17 protein-coding genes and 1 pseudogene are annotated in these 17346 nt (G+C 39.2%); 10 read left to right on the top strand and 8 right to left on the bottom strand.

Features of this window, described 5'->3' with window-relative positions; all coding sequences use genetic code 11:
* Positions 1-46 precede the first annotated feature (46 nt).
* Genes atpG through J655_RS22175 form a run of 3 tightly spaced genes read left to right on the top strand, consistent with a single transcriptional unit; the run spans position 47 to position 2778 of the window.
* Entirely contained in the window at positions 47-916 is an 870-nt protein-coding gene (gene atpG, locus J655_RS22185; protein ID WP_002114131.1) for a F0F1 ATP synthase subunit gamma, read from the top strand.
* A gap of 30 nt (positions 917-946) precedes the next feature.
* Positions 947-2341, top strand: a complete 1395-nt coding sequence (gene atpD / locus J655_RS22180) for a F0F1 ATP synthase subunit beta (protein WP_002114045.1) — start codon at positions 947-949, stop codon at positions 2339-2341.
* A gap of 17 nt (positions 2342-2358) precedes the next feature.
* Complete coding sequence (locus J655_RS22175) at positions 2359-2778, top strand: F0F1 ATP synthase subunit epsilon (RefSeq protein WP_002114076.1); 420 nt, start codon at positions 2359-2361, stop codon at positions 2776-2778.
* 58 nt (positions 2779-2836) lie between these two features.
* Here J655_RS22175 and J655_RS22170 read toward each other — a convergent pair whose 3' ends face one another.
* The 4 genes from J655_RS22170 to J655_RS22155 form a co-directional block, all read right to left on the bottom strand.
* Complete coding sequence (locus J655_RS22170) at positions 2837-3433, bottom strand: hypothetical protein (protein ID WP_005804755.1); 597 nt, start codon at positions 3431-3433, stop codon at positions 2837-2839.
* A gap of 141 nt (positions 3434-3574) precedes the next feature.
* Positions 3575-4120, bottom strand: coding sequence for a glutathione peroxidase (locus J655_RS22165; RefSeq protein WP_005072014.1), 546 nt, complete (start codon positions 4118-4120; stop codon positions 3575-3577).
* A gap of 120 nt (positions 4121-4240) precedes the next feature.
* On the bottom strand, positions 4241-5005 hold the full coding sequence (locus J655_RS22160; protein ID WP_005804753.1) for an AraC family transcriptional regulator: 765 nt from the start codon (positions 5003-5005) through the stop codon (positions 4241-4243).
* 21 nt (positions 5006-5026) lie between these two features.
* Complete coding sequence (locus J655_RS22155) at positions 5027-6241, bottom strand: MFS transporter (protein ID WP_032053190.1); 1215 nt, start codon at positions 6239-6241, stop codon at positions 5027-5029.
* 135 nt (positions 6242-6376) lie between these two features.
* On the opposite strand from J655_RS22155, the gene J655_RS22150 reads away from it, so the two are divergent.
* Both J655_RS22150 and J655_RS22145 read left to right on the top strand, forming a co-directional pair.
* Positions 6377-7030: a TetR/AcrR family transcriptional regulator gene (locus J655_RS22150; RefSeq protein ID WP_079377716.1), complete on the top strand. Its 654-nt coding sequence runs from the start codon at positions 6377-6379 to the stop codon at positions 7028-7030.
* Positions 7031-7134: 104 nt separating this feature from the next.
* A complete protein-coding gene (locus J655_RS22145; RefSeq protein ID WP_081403817.1) occupies positions 7135-8055 on the top strand; it encodes a DMT family transporter in 921 nt (306 codons plus the stop codon).
* A 392-nt stretch (positions 8056-8447) separates the two neighbouring features.
* On the opposite strand, the gene J655_RS22140 is transcribed toward J655_RS22145, so the two are convergent.
* From J655_RS22140 to J655_RS22130, 3 genes are read right to left on the bottom strand one after another with little or no spacing between them, the layout of a single operon-like run.
* Complete coding sequence (locus J655_RS22140; protein ID WP_005804750.1) at positions 8448-9017, bottom strand: L-threonylcarbamoyladenylate synthase; 570 nt, start codon at positions 9015-9017, stop codon at positions 8448-8450.
* A 51-nt stretch (positions 9018-9068) separates the two neighbouring features.
* Positions 9069-10202 carry a DNA-processing protein DprA gene (dprA, locus tag J655_RS22135; RefSeq protein ID WP_005804749.1) on the bottom strand — a complete coding sequence of 378 codons (1134 nt, stop codon included), beginning with the start codon at positions 10200-10202 and terminating at the stop codon, positions 9069-9071.
* A 20-nt stretch (positions 10203-10222) separates the two neighbouring features.
* Positions 10223-11377 carry a LysM peptidoglycan-binding domain-containing protein gene (locus J655_RS22130; protein ID WP_005804748.1) on the bottom strand — a complete coding sequence of 385 codons (1155 nt, stop codon included), beginning with the start codon at positions 11375-11377 and terminating at the stop codon, positions 10223-10225.
* Positions 11378-11499: 122 nt separating this feature from the next.
* On the opposite strand from J655_RS22130, the gene def reads away from it, so the two are divergent.
* The 4 genes from def to J655_RS22110 all read left to right on the top strand — a co-directional run bounded on the left by def (position 11500) and on the right by J655_RS22110 (position 14946).
* A complete protein-coding gene (gene def, locus J655_RS22125) occupies positions 11500-12030 on the top strand; it encodes a peptide deformylase (protein ID WP_002114101.1) in 531 nt (176 codons plus the stop codon).
* Between the two features lie 43 nt (positions 12031-12073).
* Positions 12074-12499 carry a DUF2946 family protein gene (locus J655_RS22120; RefSeq protein WP_005804747.1) on the top strand — a complete coding sequence of 142 codons (426 nt, stop codon included), beginning with the start codon at positions 12074-12076 and terminating at the stop codon, positions 12497-12499.
* 72 nt (positions 12500-12571) lie between these two features.
* Positions 12572-14686, top strand: coding sequence for a TonB-dependent copper receptor (locus J655_RS22115; protein ID WP_017482415.1), 2115 nt, complete (start codon positions 12572-12574; stop codon positions 14684-14686).
* A 53-nt stretch (positions 14687-14739) separates the two neighbouring features.
* The gene (locus tag J655_RS22110) at positions 14740-14946 is read left to right on the top strand and encodes a hypothetical protein (protein WP_005804745.1); all 207 of its coding nucleotides are present in this window, start codon (positions 14740-14742) and stop codon (positions 14944-14946) included.
* 67 nt (positions 14947-15013) lie between these two features.
* Here the strand turns inward: J655_RS22110 and J655_RS22105 are convergent, their stop codons facing one another.
* Positions 15014-16228, bottom strand: a complete 1215-nt coding sequence (locus tag J655_RS22105) for an oxygenase MpaB family protein (RefSeq protein ID WP_017482416.1) — start codon at positions 16226-16228, stop codon at positions 15014-15016.
* A gap of 86 nt (positions 16229-16314) precedes the next feature.
* On the opposite strand from J655_RS22105, the pseudogene J655_RS22100 reads away from it, so the two are divergent.
* A pseudogene (locus tag J655_RS22100) lies at positions 16315-16885 on the top strand (TetR/AcrR family transcriptional regulator).
* The last annotated feature ends 461 nt before the right edge of the window (positions 16886-17346 follow it).

Raw genomic sequence — 17346 nt, 5'->3', positions numbered from 1 at the left:
CAACCTTCGGAAGCTCGAAAGAGCTTTCGAATACTAGGTTAAGCGTATGGCAAATTTAAAAGAAATTCGCGCCAAAGTAGCTAGTATCAAGAGCACGCAAAAGATTACTCGCGCGATGCAAATGGTAGCTGCTTCTAAAATGCGTCGTGCGCAAGAGCGCATGGCTCAGGGCCGTCCGTATGCCGATAATATGCGCCGTGTAATTGCTCACTTGGTACAAGCAAACCCTGAATACAAACACCGTTATATGGTTGACCGCCCAGTTAAGCGTGTTGGCTATATCGTAGTGTCTTCAGATCGTGGTTTGGCAGGTGGCTTGAACATTAACTTGTTCAAGAAAGTTGTGCAGCATGTCAAAGCACAACAACAGCAGTCAATTGAAGTTGAATTTGCTTTAATTGGTCAAAAAGCGGTTTCGTTTTTTAAGAATTACGGCGGTAAAGTGCTCGGTGCAACTACCCAACTTGGCGATGCGCCGAGTTTGGAACAGTTAACTGGCTCAGTCCAAGTTATGCTTGATGCATTTGATAAAGGCGAATTAGATCGTATCTATCTCGTATCAAATGGCTTCGTTAATGCAATGACTCAGCAGCCTAAAGTAGAACAACTTGTTCCTTTAGCACCAGCAGAAGAAGGCGATGATCTCAACCGTACTTATGGTTGGGACTATATCTACGAACCAGAAGCAGAAGAATTGTTAAATGGTTTGTTGGTTCGCTATATCGAGTCTATGGTTTATCAAGGTGTGATTGAAAACGTTGCATGTGAGCAGTCAGCTCGTATGGTCGCGATGAAAGCAGCGACAGACAACGCAGGACAATTGATTAAAGACCTACAACTCATTTACAACAAGCTGCGTCAAGCCGCGATTACTCAGGAAATTTCCGAGATCGTTGGCGGTGCCGCTGCCGTTTAACATTATTAAGTTTGAATTGAGGAGACAGCAATGAGTAGCGGTCGTATCATTCAGATCATCGGCGCGGTTATCGACGTCGAGTTTGAGCGCAATAGCGTTCCTAAGATCTATGACGCTCTCCAAGTTGACGGTACTGAAACTACATTAGAAGTTCAGCAACAGCTTGGCGATGGTGTTGTTCGTACCATCGCAATGGGTTCTACAGAAGGTCTTAAACGTGGCCTTAATGTAACTAGCACAAATGCACCGATTTCTGTTCCAGTAGGTCCAGCTACGCTTGGTCGTATCATGGACGTTTTGGGCCGCCCAATTGATGAAGCAGGTCCTGTAGCGACTGAAGAGCGTTTGCCGATTCACCGTCAAGCCCCTTCTTATGCTGAACAAGCAGCTTCTACTGATCTTTTAGAAACTGGTATTAAAGTAATTGACTTACTTTGCCCGTTCGCAAAAGGTGGTAAAGTTGGTCTATTCGGTGGTGCTGGTGTTGGTAAAACCGTTAACATGATGGAGTTGATCAACAACATCGCGAAAGCTCACTCAGGTTTATCTGTGTTTGCTGGTGTTGGTGAGCGTACTCGTGAAGGTAACGACTTCTATCACGAAATGAAAGATTCTAACGTTCTTGACAAAGTAGCAATGGTCTACGGTCAGATGAACGAGCCACCAGGTAACCGTTTACGCGTAGCGTTAACTGGTTTGACTATGGCTGAATACTTCCGTGATCAAAAAGACGAAAATGGTAAAGGTCGTGACGTATTATTATTCGTCGACAACATCTACCGTTATACACTTGCGGGTACTGAAGTATCAGCATTGTTAGGTCGTATGCCATCTGCGGTAGGTTACCAACCTACACTTGCAGAAGAAATGGGTGTTCTTCAAGAGCGTATTACATCTACTAAATCTGGTTCGATCACATCGATCCAAGCGGTATATGTACCTGCCGATGACTTAACAGATCCATCTCCTGCAACTACATTTGCTCACTTAGATGCAACAGTAGTATTGAGCCGTGACATCGCATCTTCTGGTATCTATCCAGCGATCGATCCACTTGACTCAACTTCACGTCAGTTAGACCCATTAGTTGTTGGTCAAGAGCACTATGAAATTGCGCGTGCAGTACAAAACGTATTGCAACGTTATAAAGAGCTTAAAGACATCATCGCAATCTTGGGTATGGATGAATTAGCTGAAGAAGATAAATTGGTTGTTTACCGTGCGCGTAAAATCCAACGTTTCTTCTCTCAACCATTCCACGTAGCTGAAGTGTTTACTGGTGCTCCTGGTAAATTAGTACCGCTTAAAGAAACGATTCGTGGCTTTAAAGGTCTATTAGCTGGTGAATACGATCACATCCCAGAACAAGCGTTCTATATGGTTGGTGGTATTGACGAAGTGATTGCTAAAGCTGAGAAACTCTAATTTAAGGAGATCATCTCATGGCGACTATGCAATGTGATGTCGTAAGTGTTAAAGAGTCTATTTACTCTGGCGCAGTAACGATGTTAATCGCGAAAGGTGCTGGTGGTGAGCTTGGTATTTTGCCAGGACATGCTCCACTTGTAACCTTGCTTCAACCGGGCCCGATTCGTGTTCAGTTGGAAAATGGTACAGAAGAAATCGTCTATGTATCTGGCGGTGTTTTAGAAGTTCAACCTCATGTTGTAACGGTTCTTGCAGATACTGCAATCCGTGCAGACAACTTGGATGAAGCGGCAATTTTAGAAGCACGTAAAAATGCTGAACAATTGCTTGCAAACCAAAAGAGTGATTTGGACTCAGCTGCTGCGTTGGCTGCCTTGGCAGAAACAGCTGCACAGCTTGAAACTATCCGTAAAATCAAAAACCGCGCACTATAATTGCCGGTTTGAGATTGAAAAAGCCACCGTAAGGTGGCTTTTTTTATACGTTGTTTTTTTAAGATTCAGTTTTTGAATCTGACTTTTCATCCCCTGCCATAATCATGGCAGCAAGCTTCACCATATCCATTTGAATGGTATTAAGCTGTTTTTCAATTTGGTCAAAATTGATTTGATCTAATTTCCCATTGAGTAATGGCATGCTAAGAGCTTGTTGGTTGGCATGTAATAAACTTTGGCGAATATTCTCAATTTCCTGACTTTTGATATCTAAAGTCAAAAGTGCTTGATTTAAACCTTCTAGTTGCTGTTTTAACGTAGTGACAGTAGTTTTTAGTTCATTCTGATTCTTATCTTGGATGGCTTGTTCAACATCAAGCTGAGTATCTTTAAGCTGTTCAACATAGTCACCAGCTTTAAGCTGTAAATTAGCAGCGTCGCGGACCATATAAAAAATATTGCCGCTTTTAAGTTCGGCTTTGTTGGGTGCAATTTCTGACTCTTGTTGTTCAATGTTTTGGTCAGCTGCCTGTTCAGCTATTTCAGTTTTTTCTTGTTCGGTAGCATGGTCTTGTGCCTGATCACACCCGAGTAAAAGCATGCCTGAGGCAAAAATTACAAAAGGAAGAAATGCGCCCTGTAAAATTTTTTTCATAACTACAAACAACATCAAATAAAGCAAATGGATACTATAGGCATAAAATATGAAGAAAGATTGTATTTTTGCAAACGAACAACACTTTGAGGAGAGCATAAAAAAGAGCGTATAAAACGCCCTTTCTCATATTTTAAAATATTATTTTGCTAACTCTGCTTCAACTGCTTTAACGATTTGTTCATCGTCTGCTGTTAGGTTTGGAGCAAAGCGAGCTACGACTTCGCCATTTTTATTAATTAAAAACTTTTCGAAGTTCCATAAAACTTCTGGAGCAGGGTTGGTTGGAATACCTAAGCCTTCTAAACGCTCACGGAAAGGACCTTCACCAGTGCGTTCCGGCTGAGCCGCTGTCAAAGTTTGGTAAAGTGGGTGCTTATCTTCGCCGACTACAGAAACCTTAGAAAATAAAGGGAAATGAACATCATAATTTAATGAACAGAACTGTTGAATTTCTTCATCAGAACCTGGTTCTTGCTCTTTAAAGTTATTTGCTGGGAAACCTAAAATTTCAAGACCTTGGTCTTTTTTTGCTTGGTAAAGTTTTTCTAAGCCTTCGTATTGTGGAGTTAAACCACATTTAGAAGCAGTATTTACGATAAGTAGAACTTTACCTTTATATTGTTCAAGATCGACCGTTTCGCCTGAAATAGCTTTTACTGGAATGTGATATACAGATTGTGTCATGAGTCTTTCCTAAAGATTGTAATTGATATCAAGTAACGCATTTGTTTTAACTGCTATTGAAGGGTAGTGCAATAATATTCGTGTTCAAAAAAGAAAAAGTTTTTAAAGATAAACTGAATTCTAGTTATTTCTGATTTGGATAGGTGTTTGCCCAGTGTAACGTTTAAAAAATTCAATAAAACTTGAGCTATGTTGATAACCTAAATCATATGCTAAACGCTTGATAGGCGTCCCTTGGCGAATCTGATGAATGGCATAAATAATTTTGGCTCGGTTACGCCATTCGGACAACGAAAGCTGAAGCTCTTGTTGACTCAAACGTAATAAGTGGCGATCACTGACCGAAAAGTTTTGTAGCAACTGCTGTAAAGAGTGATCAAAAAGTAATGGATCTGAAAGTTTTTCTAAAATAGGCAATAAAACAGGATGCCGTGTTTGCGGTAAATAATGCGAATATGCAGGAGCTTGTTTGAGTTGATCGAATAAAACTTGTAAAAGATGTTCTAAATATTCAGGTTGTTCGGTTTGTTTTTGCTGCTCTAGAATTTGTAAAACTAAAGTGCGAAAAAAAGGCTGAATACTAAAGCATCGACAGCTATTTCCTAAAATAGAGCATAGGCGAGGGTGCAGTCGAATACAGATATAATGAATTTCATGGTCGATATGGGTTGACTGATGAACAGTTTGAGGTGGAATCCAAAGACCATAGCTAGGTGGAGAAAGATATAGCTGTTCTTCAATCTCCATTTCTAATATGCCATTTAAACTGAAATTAAAATCTCCCCAAAGAGATGCATGAGGACGAACAATATCTTCTTTTTGGTATAGAAATTCATGAACTTCTATACTGTTTAATAATGAAAATTGCTGATCCTCATTGTTCATCTATATGCTCTGACTCATATTTTAATTTTCACAAGTAGCTTTAGGGTTATTAAGACCTTTCGCTAAGGTAAATGTACTCAGTAATGCTAGGGCAACAAAGCTTAATACACCATAAATTAAAGTATTTTCATTGAAATGATCAACCACATATCCCCCTAATAATGAACCTGTCGCAATCATCACCTGAAACATACCTACAAAAAGCGGCATACCTTTTTCAACTGCATTTGGCGCATGTACAAACATCCAAATATTCGCTGAGGTAGGGAAGGCACCAAATGCAAATCCCCATAACGCGGTTAAGACAATAGCACCAAACTCATGAACGGCAAAAAGAGGAAATCCAAAGAATACGATTGCAAAGCATGTACCCACAAAAGCTAATGTATAACGGACATTTAGATTCCCACTATATCCGGCAAAAGCATTTCCGAAAATACCAGCAATTCCATAGAGCAATAATAATGAACTAATGGTTGTTCCATTAAAACCGGCAACATTTTTAAAGAAAGGGGCTAAATAGCTATAGGCACAGAAATGAGCAAGTCCGATCAATAAAACAATCAACATGCCACTACGTGCTTTGGGAGTACGTAATAGTGCTGGTAAGTCTTTCAGGTGAATTGCCGAGTCTGGAATAAGTTTAGGTAAAAAGATTAATTGTAAGATTAAAACAATTAAGCCAATTCCTGCTGTAATTCCAAAAACCCCCCCCCAGCCATAAAACTCGCTTAACCAAGTTCCAATCGGTACACCTAGAACTGTAGCAAAAGTCACACCTGCCATCACGACCGCAGTTGCTTTAGCAATAGGAAGATGCGAAGGAGCTAATTTTCCACTTAGAGCAATGGCGGTCGCCCAGAAACCACCAATTGAAATACCTAAAATTAAGCGGCTTAACAATAAAATATGAAAGTTTTCAGCAAATGCGGTAATGGTATTGGCAATAACCATAATAGCTGTCAGCAAGATAAGCACATAACGCCGATCAAGTTGTTTTACTGATACAGGCAATAGAGGGGCTGCAATTGCTGCCATAATGCCGGGTACTGTAATAATCAGGCCTGCTGTACCTACAGAAATATTTAAATCAGTTGCGACACTATTTAGAACACCAACAGGTAAAAATTCACTTGTTACTAATGCAAATGCTGCGATAGAAACGGCCAAAATGGCAAACCAGCTTCCTTGAGTAGAGGTCGTGGGTCGCGCTTTAGAGATAGACGATTGGTCCATAGGAAATCCTTACTTGGCTAAATTTGGAGTAAAGAAAGGCAATTTATTAATTAACTAACGATCATTATGAAAATAAAATAGTTGATAAAAAATCGAACGTCAATTAATTTAATAACGATTGTTATAAAAATAGATGTGATCTTTATGACAAATAGGCATGAAACGAATTTAGCTGTTACAGAAGATACGCTGAAAAAAAAGCGCGGACGTCCTAAATGCTTTGATGAACAAGAGGTTTTGCAAAAAGCAATGTTGCTCTTTTGGGAGCATGGCTATGAAGCAACGTCTATTAGCGATTTAACGCATGCTTTGGAAATTACAGCACCAAGCCTATACAGTGCCTTTGGCGACAAAGAAGGGCTGTTTTACAGAAGTGTTGATTATTATTTAGCTCATGAAGGATGTCCGATTGACACTATATTTGTAGAAGCAAAAACTGCAAAAATTGCTGTTGAGTTATATCTTTATGACATTGTTAAAAGATTGGTTCAGCCGAATAAGCCAGCAGGTTGTATGGTGGTCGTTGCTGCGATGAACTGCTCTGATGCAACTCAAGATGTACAGCAAAATCTATTAGATAAGCGCATAAAGACAAAAGAAAAATTATTAAAACGTCTTCAGCAAGGGGTAGAGCAAGGGGATTTATCTTCTCATGCACCTTTACAGGAAATGACTGATTTTTATACTACTGTCATTCAAGGCCTTACCATTCAAGCAAGAGACGGTGCGAGTAGCGAGCAATTACATAAAGTGGTAGGTCATGCCGTGAAAGCTTGGACATTATTCTAAAAAGGATAATGTCCTAAGTTCGATATCAATGTCGGAAATACGATATTTCAATTTATTAAGACATTCTTCAAAATAAAACCATCTTTTGTAGATGGTGTATTGCTATGAGTCAGGTCATGAAATATCACAAATGGGCGTTTATTTTTCCCATTTTGGCAGTATTGATTTGGTCTTTAAATATTGTAGTCACCCGCTATGTCTCGGATTATATCTCTCCGGTAAGTATTAGTTTTTATCGGTGGTTAACCGCTTTTATTATTTTGACTCCATTTATGTTTATGTCTGTGTGGAGACAAAGACGACTAGTCATACCCTATTTACCTAAGCTTGCTGTGTTAAGTGCATTTGGGATGGTGCTTTATCAAGGCTTAGCTTATACGGCTGCCCATTATACCAGTGCAACCAATATGGGAATTGTGAATGCATTTATTCCCATCTTTACGATCTTTGTTTCGCTTGCCATTTTAAAAGATGTGCCTAATCGCTTTGCAGTTTTTGGCAGTATTCTATCTTTTGCAGGTTTGCTATATGTCATGTCCCAAGGAAATATTAATAAGCTTTTAAGTGGTGGCGGACACCTTGGTGATGCTTTGATGATTATTGCCGTATTCTTCTATGCATTTTATGGAGTATTCCTTAAAAAATGGCAGTTGCCACTACCAATTATGACAAGCTTATATGTTCAGATTGGATTTTCTGTCATATTTCATATTCCTTTAATTCTCTGGTTTGGACTCGATGCTTTAAATGTAGAAAATGCACCAAGTGCTATTTATGCAGGTGTATTTGCTTCACTTATTGCGCCTTTAGTTTGGATGTTAGCTGTTCAACAACTCGGTCCTAATAGAACAAGTATTTTTATGAACTTGGTGCCTGTCTTTACAGCAGTTATTGCAAGCGTCTGGTTGTCTGAGCAGTGGACCATTTATCATACGTTAGGTGGGATTGTTATTTTAATTGGTATCATTATGGCTCAGAAGAAGGTGAGTCCTAAAAAGAGCGAATTAATGCAAGAACAAAACTAAAGTTGCTAAAAAAACTATGGCATATTTTGAAAAAAACTCATAAAAATATGCCAATTTTTTCTTAGTTAAAGTTTTTCTATATGATTTATAAATAGTTTATAGAAATAGGTTGTAATATAAATATTAAAAAAGCCGAGTAAAAATATTAATATAATTTTAATTTATAGGCAAAAAACCGCAAATTCCCTACACTTTTCATGCTTTTTTTAGAGAAATAATATATTTCTCTCATTGAATCTCTTACCACATAATAGCGGCCACTACGAAAGGCGCTCTTTTCTTTGTAAATTACCTTTTGTTCCACAGATATCCAAACCCTCTGGATGTGGTATATACCCATCCTTTTTTATGCTCAGTTATCCCTATATAACTGAGCTTTTTTTTGTTTGAAATTAGGCGCGAATAATCTCTCTGGTAAGAGCGTTAATGATTCGGCTTGGTTGTTGGCTCTGGCCTAAGTCACCATTCAGATAGTTTAATTGTGAACCAAAGTATTGGCAGGCATCCTGTAGTGAGTGTGCAGGTTCTTGTCCACTTGGGTTCGCACTAGTCGAGACAATAAAGCCATGAAAAGCATTGCATAATGCCACACATAAAGGATGTGTAGTGACTCGAACAGCGACAAGTGGATGCTCACCTTTAATCCATGAAGGAATATGTTCACCAGCAGGTAATAGCCAAGTTGTTGCTCTTTCTGAAGGTTGATGATTAGTCCAACAATCAATAATTTCTTGTTGAGTTGTTTGAGGTAGAGAAGTTAGTAGGTGCTCAACTTGGTTAATATGACCTGCTAATAAAATTACACCCTTTTCAATAGGCCTTTGCTTTAGTTCAAGAATCTTTTGAAAAGCTTGCTCATTAAAAGGGTCGCAACCTAGCCCCCAAACTGCCTCAGTTGGATATGCCAAAACTTGACCTTGTTGTAAACATTGGGCTGCTTCGGTAACTGAGGTGGTAATCATGGTAATACTCTTCCTTTCAATCAGACAGAATTGCTATTGTGCGCTCCAATACTAAGAACGACAACGTAAATACAATCCTGATTGTTGCATACATAAACCAAGTAGTTCTAGTTCCATCAGTGAAGAGGTGAGTTCTGCAACAGGCTGAGAGTGATGTAAAACAAGCTGATCAATATTTTGTCCGACCCAGTCTAAAGATTGATAAAGGTTAATTAAATGCTCAGGAATTTCTGGAGTACTAGAAACTACAGCCTCCTCGGTGGAGTTTTGTTGCTGACTTTGCCATTGAGTGGGTAAAGCAAGGTCTTCAATAATTTGTTCAGGATGATCGACTAAAATTGCTCCCTCACGAATAAGTTGATGGCAACCTTGATGAAACTCACTGTAAATATGACCAGGAATGGCAAATACAGTCTTACCTTGTTCGGCAGCTTTGTTCGCAGTGATGAGAGAACCACTTTTTAAGGTAGCTTCTACCACTAACACGCCTAAACTCAAACCGCTGACAATTCGGTTTCTACGTGGGAAATGCTGTTGTAATGGGGGTGTTCCAGGCAAAAATTCAGTAATAATCGCGCCGTTTTGAGCCAAAATATGTTCTGCAAGTTTTTTATTTTGAGCAGGGTAGGTACTGTCTAAACCAGTTCCTGTTACTGCAATTGTACGTTGATGTGCTGATGCTCCTTGGTGAGCAGCTTCATCAATCCCATATGCCAAGCCACTACTCACATAAAAACCTTTTTCACTTAAGTAATAGGCAAAATCATAAGCAACCTGACGACCATGTGGGCTTGGTTTTCGGCTACCTACAATCGCAATTTGTGGTTGCAACAAAGCTTGAGCTTGGCCTTTTCCAAAAATGATAGGTGGATGATCTGTATAAGGTAATAACTGAGCGGGATAACCTGAGTCATCTGCCGTTAAAATAAAGTCGGTATATTGCTGGATCTGCTCAGTTAGTTTTTCAAACTGAGCTTGACCCTGAGCAGTTTGAAATTCATCTACGCGTTTTAAATGATTAGCATGTAACCCGAGATTGCGCCATTGAGATAATCCAGCAGGTTGGACCGCCTTTTCACAGCTACCAAAATAATCGACAATTTTTTTAAAGCTGACTAAAGAGTGTTGCACCAAATACCACACTTTAAGCGTGTGGTAATGGTGTGAAGAAAGTTGAGTAAGCATTGTAAAAGGTACATCCAGCATTAATCATTAAAGCGGGGTGGCTGGATGCTTGAACCAACTTTAACTGGTAAATCGCTTTCTAATACGTAGGCATAACTCAACTGATCAAAAGTTCTAAAGACCATCAGACTACCAATTTGTTGTCCTGGTAACTGTATTGGTTCTTTGGTTTTAGGATCTCGAATGGTTTCACCTTGTTGCGTAATATCAAAAACTTGTCCTACTTGAATACCTTGTGCCGTACCGCGATCTAAAGTGACCACACTATTTTTGGCAGCAGTACCAATTGAGCCCATTACACGAATAATTTTGCCGCCGTCCGTCACCTGAGTGGCATCTACCGGATAAAACAAAGTAGGCAATGTTGCTTCTTCTTCTGGCATTACCCGATCACCACGACGTACTTCAGAATTGTAGCTATCAGTTAACTCAAGCGTGGTAATGTCTTTTTCAGAAGAGATCGCAATCCCTGAGGCAACTTGTTGTAGCTCAATACCTAGACTGTGCTTTTTGCCTTTATTATCGGTGAAATAATAAGGTTCACCTTCACGATAAACTGCGTAACGTTGACCATCAATTAAACCTTGTCCGCGCGCATAAATAGTTTGACCTTTTGCTGCAAGTACACGTTGATCGGCAGTACCGACTACATAAGGAGTGTGTTGAATTGCATCGATAGGTAGAATAGTGCTGTGTTCTAACCATTGTTTGATATGTTCAAGGGGAATAACAGGTACGTTATTGTTAAGTGACTCCACACGAACTTGAGGTTGTAAATTTGTCATTTGGCCTGTGTAACGGCGAATAATGCCGACACAGCCATCTCCCTCATCTTTACCGATCAATGGGCGGCCATCTAAACTACACAGCAGTAATCGATCACCAGGATAAATCCAGTGTGGATTTTTGACATGCTGATTGTTTGCCCAAATTTCAGGCCAGCGCCAAGGTTTACTCAGAAAATGACCGGAAATATCCCATAGCGTATCTCCTCGTTTTACAACGTAGACATGTGGTGCATTACTTTTAAGAGAGGGTGGATTATGGTTCGGACTAGCAGCATAAGTCTCTGCTACCGTACTGAATGCAACCCCTGTAAAAAGTGCCAAAGCAAGTAAATGCTTTTTTATCCCCAAAGCATGAAATTGAACCATGCCGTCAAAAACCTTTTTCATTATGATAATTCCTAAAAATTATGCGTGCAGATGCGTTATAATAGGCGGCTAACACACAATTTTTCGATGAAGTATTTCCTTCATTTGGTTTTTCAATCAATGGCATAAGTGAGGACGTCAGTATGGCCTTATTACCTATTTTAAGTTTTCCTGATCCCCGTCTTCGTACCATTGCTAAGCCTGTTGAAGAAGTTACTGATGAAATTCGTCAACTTGCAGCAGATATGCTTGAAACCATGTATGCGGCACCGGGTATTGGTTTAGCAGCTTCTCAGGTCGATCGTCATATTCAGCTTATCGTCATAGATTTGTCTGAATCTAAAGATGACCCTATGGTTTTCATTAACCCCAAAATAACTCCACTGACAGAAGATAAGCAGCAGTACGAAGAAGGCTGCCTATCGGTGCCACAAATATACGACAAAGTTGAGCGCCCGTCACGTGTGAAAATTGAGGCAATTAACCTTGAAGGTCAAGCATTTGAGTTAGAAGCTGATGGACTTCTCGCTGTTTGTATCCAACATGAAATGGATCACTTAAATGGCAAATTATTTGTGGATTATTTGTCGCCACTTAAACGTCAGCGTGCTCGAGAAAAAGTCGAAAAAGTTGTTCGTCAACGTGAGCGTGAAAAAGTTGCAGTAAAACGTTAAAAATTTCTATTCTTGAAACATTAATGTAGTGTGGATGTGATTTTTGGTTTTTCGTAGTGGCTTACTGCTTGCATGTGCAGCAGTATTTTTACAGGTTGCGGTATTTCTACAGCCGCTATTACCGAAGCAGTATCAAATTGCTCCGGTCTGTGAAACTATTACCCTCGCTTTGCTTAAACCTAAAGCACAAATGGAAACCATGTCACATGCCATGCATTCACATCATGAACATCCTGTTGAACAGGCTCAAGCCTCTGAGCAACATGATCATCATGATGCAAATCACCAGTGTCAATATTGTACCGTCTATGCCAATCTGGTTTTGCCACCTGAATTTGGCGTAAAAGAAGTTTTAGTCCGCATACAAGTCCGCTTAGTCGCTTATCAACAAGCATTTAGACATGTCTACTTTGCACTACAGCGACTTTTTTTACTCCCGCAAGGGCGTGCACCACCTCTATTTGCATAAATAAAAGCAATTTTTTGTTGGGGTCTTAACTGACTTCGATATCACTTTATTTATGTTTTAGAGCGTATAAAAATGCCACATTCTAAATTTTTACTACAACCTTTATGGGTTGCGATGTTTGCTGTCTCTCATTCGGGGCTAGTTTTTGCTAATTCAGAAAAAAATGATGCCGATACTAAAGCGCTTCACTCATTAGCACCTATTGTTGTTACAGCACAACAAGGCAACGATGCAAATGGCTTGATTGTACATGCAGACCCGAAACAGCCCATTCAGCCAGTGCCTGCTACAGATGGTGCAGACTACCTACAAAGTATTATGGGTTTTAACTCAATACAAAGCGGTGGAACCAATGGTGATATGACCTTCCGAGGCATGTTTGGTTCACGCATCAAAATTCTAACTGATGGAACTGAAAATTTAGGTGCATGCCCAAACCGTATGGATGCACCGACTTCCTACATTTCACCAGAAAGTTATGATCGTATTTCTGTGATTAAAGGCCCGCAAACAGTTCAATATGCCAATACAGGTTCTGCTGCAACAGTCCTTTTTGAGCGTCAGCCTGAACAGCTCACCACAGAAAAACCTTATCGGGGTCAAGCGAGTGTCTTGCTAGGTTCATTTGGACGTATTGATCATAATGTTGAAGCGGCAATTGGCGATGAGAAAAAATATATCCGTTTAAATGCCAACCGTTCAGAGTCGAATAGTTATCAAGATGGTGATGGAAATACCGTGCCGTCAGCATGGAAAAAGTGGAATGCTGATGTAGCGCTTGGCTTTACTCCAGATGAAAACACGTGGGTCGAAATCACGGGTGGGAAATCTGATGGTGAATCGCTTTATGCTGGACGTTCAATGGATGGTTCTCAGTTTGCGCGTGAAAGTTTAGGGCTTCGTTTTGAAAAGAAAAATATCACTGATGTGATCAAGAAAATTGAAGGGCAGGTGAACTACAGCTATAACGACCATATTATGGATAACTTTAGTTTGCGCACACCGCCATTAGTTGAAATGAATCATGGTGGTATGACCATGCTGATGCCGAATCCAATGGCAATGCAAGTGACACGCCGTACATTAAACTCACGTTTGGCAATGACTTCTGAATGGAACAAATGGAGTTTGATCACAGGCGTTGACTCTCAATTTAATAAACATGGCGGTAGCATGTCATCGCCAACAATGCCTTCTATGAATATTCCATATCGCCAAGATATGCGTTTTCAATCATATGGTGCTTTTGGCGAACTCGGCTATCAATGGAACGATTTCAACAAAATGGTTGCAGGTGCACGTTTAGATCGAGTTACAGTTGAAGATGAGCGTGCTGATTCTGAAGCAAAAGGCTTTAATACTAAACTTGAAAAGACTTTACCGAGTGCATTTGTCCGTTGGGAAAATAAGCATCCAGAGCATGACCTAAAAAGCTATATTGGTTTAGGTTATGTAGAGCGTATGCCTGATTATTGGGAACTTTTCTCGCCTAAACATGGTAACGCTGGCTCAACTAATACTTTTAACGGTGTGAATCCTGAAAAAACATTACAGTTAGATCTAGGTTTTCAGCAACAGCATGGTGCTTTAAACACATGGGCTTCTGCTTATGCAGGTTTGGTGGATGACTACATTTTAATGAGTTATCACCATCACCCAAGTACTGGAATGGGTGGGCATGATATGAGTCATGATATTACTGCGGGTGCCAAGAATGTCGATGCAACCATTGCAGGTGCGGAAGCGGGTATTGGATATCAATTTACCGATCATATTCAGGCAGATTTGAGTGCGATGTATGCATGGGGTAAGAACACCACAGATGACAAACCACTACCTCAAATTTCACCTTTAGAAGGTCGCCTAAATATTCGCTATGTGGCTGATAAATATAATTTAGGATTATTATGGCGAGCGGTTGCTGAGCAAAACCGCGTGAGTCTACATCAAGGTAATATCGTAGGATATGACTTAAAACCAAGTAAAGGTTTCTCGACTCTTTCTCTAAACGGAAGTTACAACCTTCGTAAAGATATCGATGTCTCTGTTGGCATTGATAACGTATTAGATAAGACCTATACCGAACACTTAAATAAAGCGGGTAGTGCAGGTTTTGGATTTGCGAGTGAAGAGCAGTTTAACAATATCGGAAGAAACTACTGGGTCCGTATGAGCATGAAATTTTAAAAAGCTTAGCGAATTAAATGAACTGAAAATATTAATTTAAAGAGAGAAATGAAATGACTGATAAATTATCACCTGAACAGTCTTGGTGGGGATGGAAGTTACTTATTGTGGCTTCTATTCTGAGTTTATTGTTTATGATTGTTTTTTACTTGGCGATCAACAATGAACCTGACTACATGCCAAGTCAAAAAAAGAAGCAGATGACGGAGTCACACGAGCAAATGAATCACGCTGAAATGCACAGTTCATCAGCTCAATAAGTTCCTTAATATTTGAAAATGGAAGTCTAATTAACGGGCTTCCATTTTTGTTTTTAAGTTTTAAAAGTTATTGATGCATACTCGCTAAGGTTTTTGCCTTACCTTGATTCTGATAAAGCGTTAAGCCAAGTTTTTGTATATTACGGCCTGATTTAGATAAAAACTTTTCAACTTTTGGTGAAAGCTTTGCACCATTATAAAGTAGTGAATTACGCACAATTAGATAATAAGCAAACCATGAGGCAGACTGCTGAGGCAATCCGAGTAGTTTCATTCTCTTCTTGCCAATAAAAAATTGGGTAAGTTCTAAATGTTGTCGATAAGCAAGCTTCTGCTGCAAAGAACGTAAATGTAGATATTTTCTCTCAAAAGGCTCTTTGGATAAGCTTGATCCTAACTCAACACTGCTGTGATCGGAGCGAGGGTGAGCAAACTGCATCCAGTAAAGTAACCTCCAACCCTCAGATTCAGATTGAATAAGCCATTTTTCATCAATACCCATCAACCAGCCAACATAACGCCAAAAATGTAGAAAACTCTTGGCTTCTTGTTTGGTCGGCCATACACCCAAAGCTCTAATACCGAGTAAAACTACACTGCTAAAAGCCAAATTAGTCATTGCTAAATCAAATTGATTAAGTGGAATTCCCCAAACCTCACTATTCCAACGATCAGACTTTTTTAATTGTCGGCGAACGAGTGCATGAATAAAGCGAACATAAATCGTTGAAGTAAAACCTGCGCTTAAACGGACAAGTCCTTGAGGTTCAGTAATATCGACCCACCATTTTGTGGTTTCAGCTAAACGAGTACCCGCCTGTTTCTTTAATGCACCCGTTAAAATTAGCGGCTGATTAAACCCCGGATATAAATATCCCGCCATTAAGGATAGATCTCTAAGAATAAAACCATTATTTATTCCTAAACGATGAGTAAATTTAACAGCCTCATCAATTTGACGCTCATCTAACCATCCAGGCTTTTGTTCAATGTAATTAAAGAAATTTTCTAACTCGGTAGGTATAGGCTCAGATAGATTATCGCGGCCTTGAAATAATATCTTCTCAAAAATCATGCGGTGATCTTTGGGATTTTGCATAACCCAATCAATCACCTGATCCATTTCAATATCCCCTTCATAAAGAGCATGTTGTAAAGACATATATTCCGTATAGTTTGGTTGTACAGGTTTTTCACAACAGATATTTAAAAACTGAGTAAAAAAATTGCTGTCTTGCATGTCATTAAAAGAAGCAAGTCGAGTCGGGCTAATCATTTGCATATCGTTACTTACTTATTGAACTGAATAATAAATAGGCTAATATGAATAATTATTCGCATTCAATTCGCATTTAACGAATAAAAACGATGAGAAAAGCCCCACAGCAACAGCGTTCAAAAATTATTGTTGACCATATTTTAGAGGCGACACAGCAGTGTATCGCCCAGTATGGATTACTACATACGACGACGCCTAAAATTGCAGAGAAATCTGGAGTAAGTGTTGGGTCGATTTACCAATACTTTGAGAATATAGATCAAATCATAGAAGAACTATTGCGCCGTAAAAGCGAATTGCTGGGGCTACAACTTAAAGAATTAGTTGTGCGACAAGGAAATATTCCTTTAGAGCTGCTCATTCCCTTAGCAATAGAGTTGGGATTTAATGCATTAAAAGCCGATCATGGATTTTTTATAGAAGTGCTGAAACACTGGCATGACTATAGTCATTCGCAAGCTGCTCAGATTTTAGAAAAGCATTTTTTTGAAGTAGGGTTATATACATTCAGTAGAAATCCTCATCAGTGGGACTTCGAACAGGTAAAGCATAAATCCTTTGTAATTATTAATAGTACGCTTTTTACGATGATGCGATATGTAAGCCAAAACAATTTTCTTATCTCAGAACAACAACTTAAACGCGAATTATCGAGCATGATACTGGCTTATTTAAGTCAAAAATAAAAAATTAAAATAATTATCAATATAAAACAATAGCTTAATTCGTGTGGTGGTTTAAAAGTAAACGCTCAAGTCATTAATTTTTAATTTTCGCTTGCAAAGGGGATGAGATGGTCTATAATGCACATCCATCGGCGGTGATGCAGATAGAAACTTGTTGAAAAACAGTTACTTGAGATTAGATTGGTTGCTTTAAGTGATGAATTTGATGGTAAGTTGGTTTGAGAGATAAGTTTTAAAAATATCGAAATTACCTGTTGACTTTTAAGAGATTAAGAGTAATATAGCCGACCTAGCTTGCTGGTGACGAACCAGGAAGAAGATCATTAAGAGAATTGAAGAACAACTTGTGTGGATTTTTACTGGTTGATTAATCGAAATAATTTTCATTGATTGATTGGTTTAAATTACTCGAAGTTTATTTGAGCGAAATTTAAG

Source organism: Acinetobacter sp. 1294243 (assembly GCF_000588015.1).
GTDB classification, from domain to species: Bacteria; Pseudomonadota; Gammaproteobacteria; order Pseudomonadales; family Moraxellaceae; genus Acinetobacter; species Acinetobacter pittii.
The sequence above is the reverse complement of the archived record's forward strand: the minus strand, read 5'-3'. Positions and strand labels throughout refer to the sequence as shown.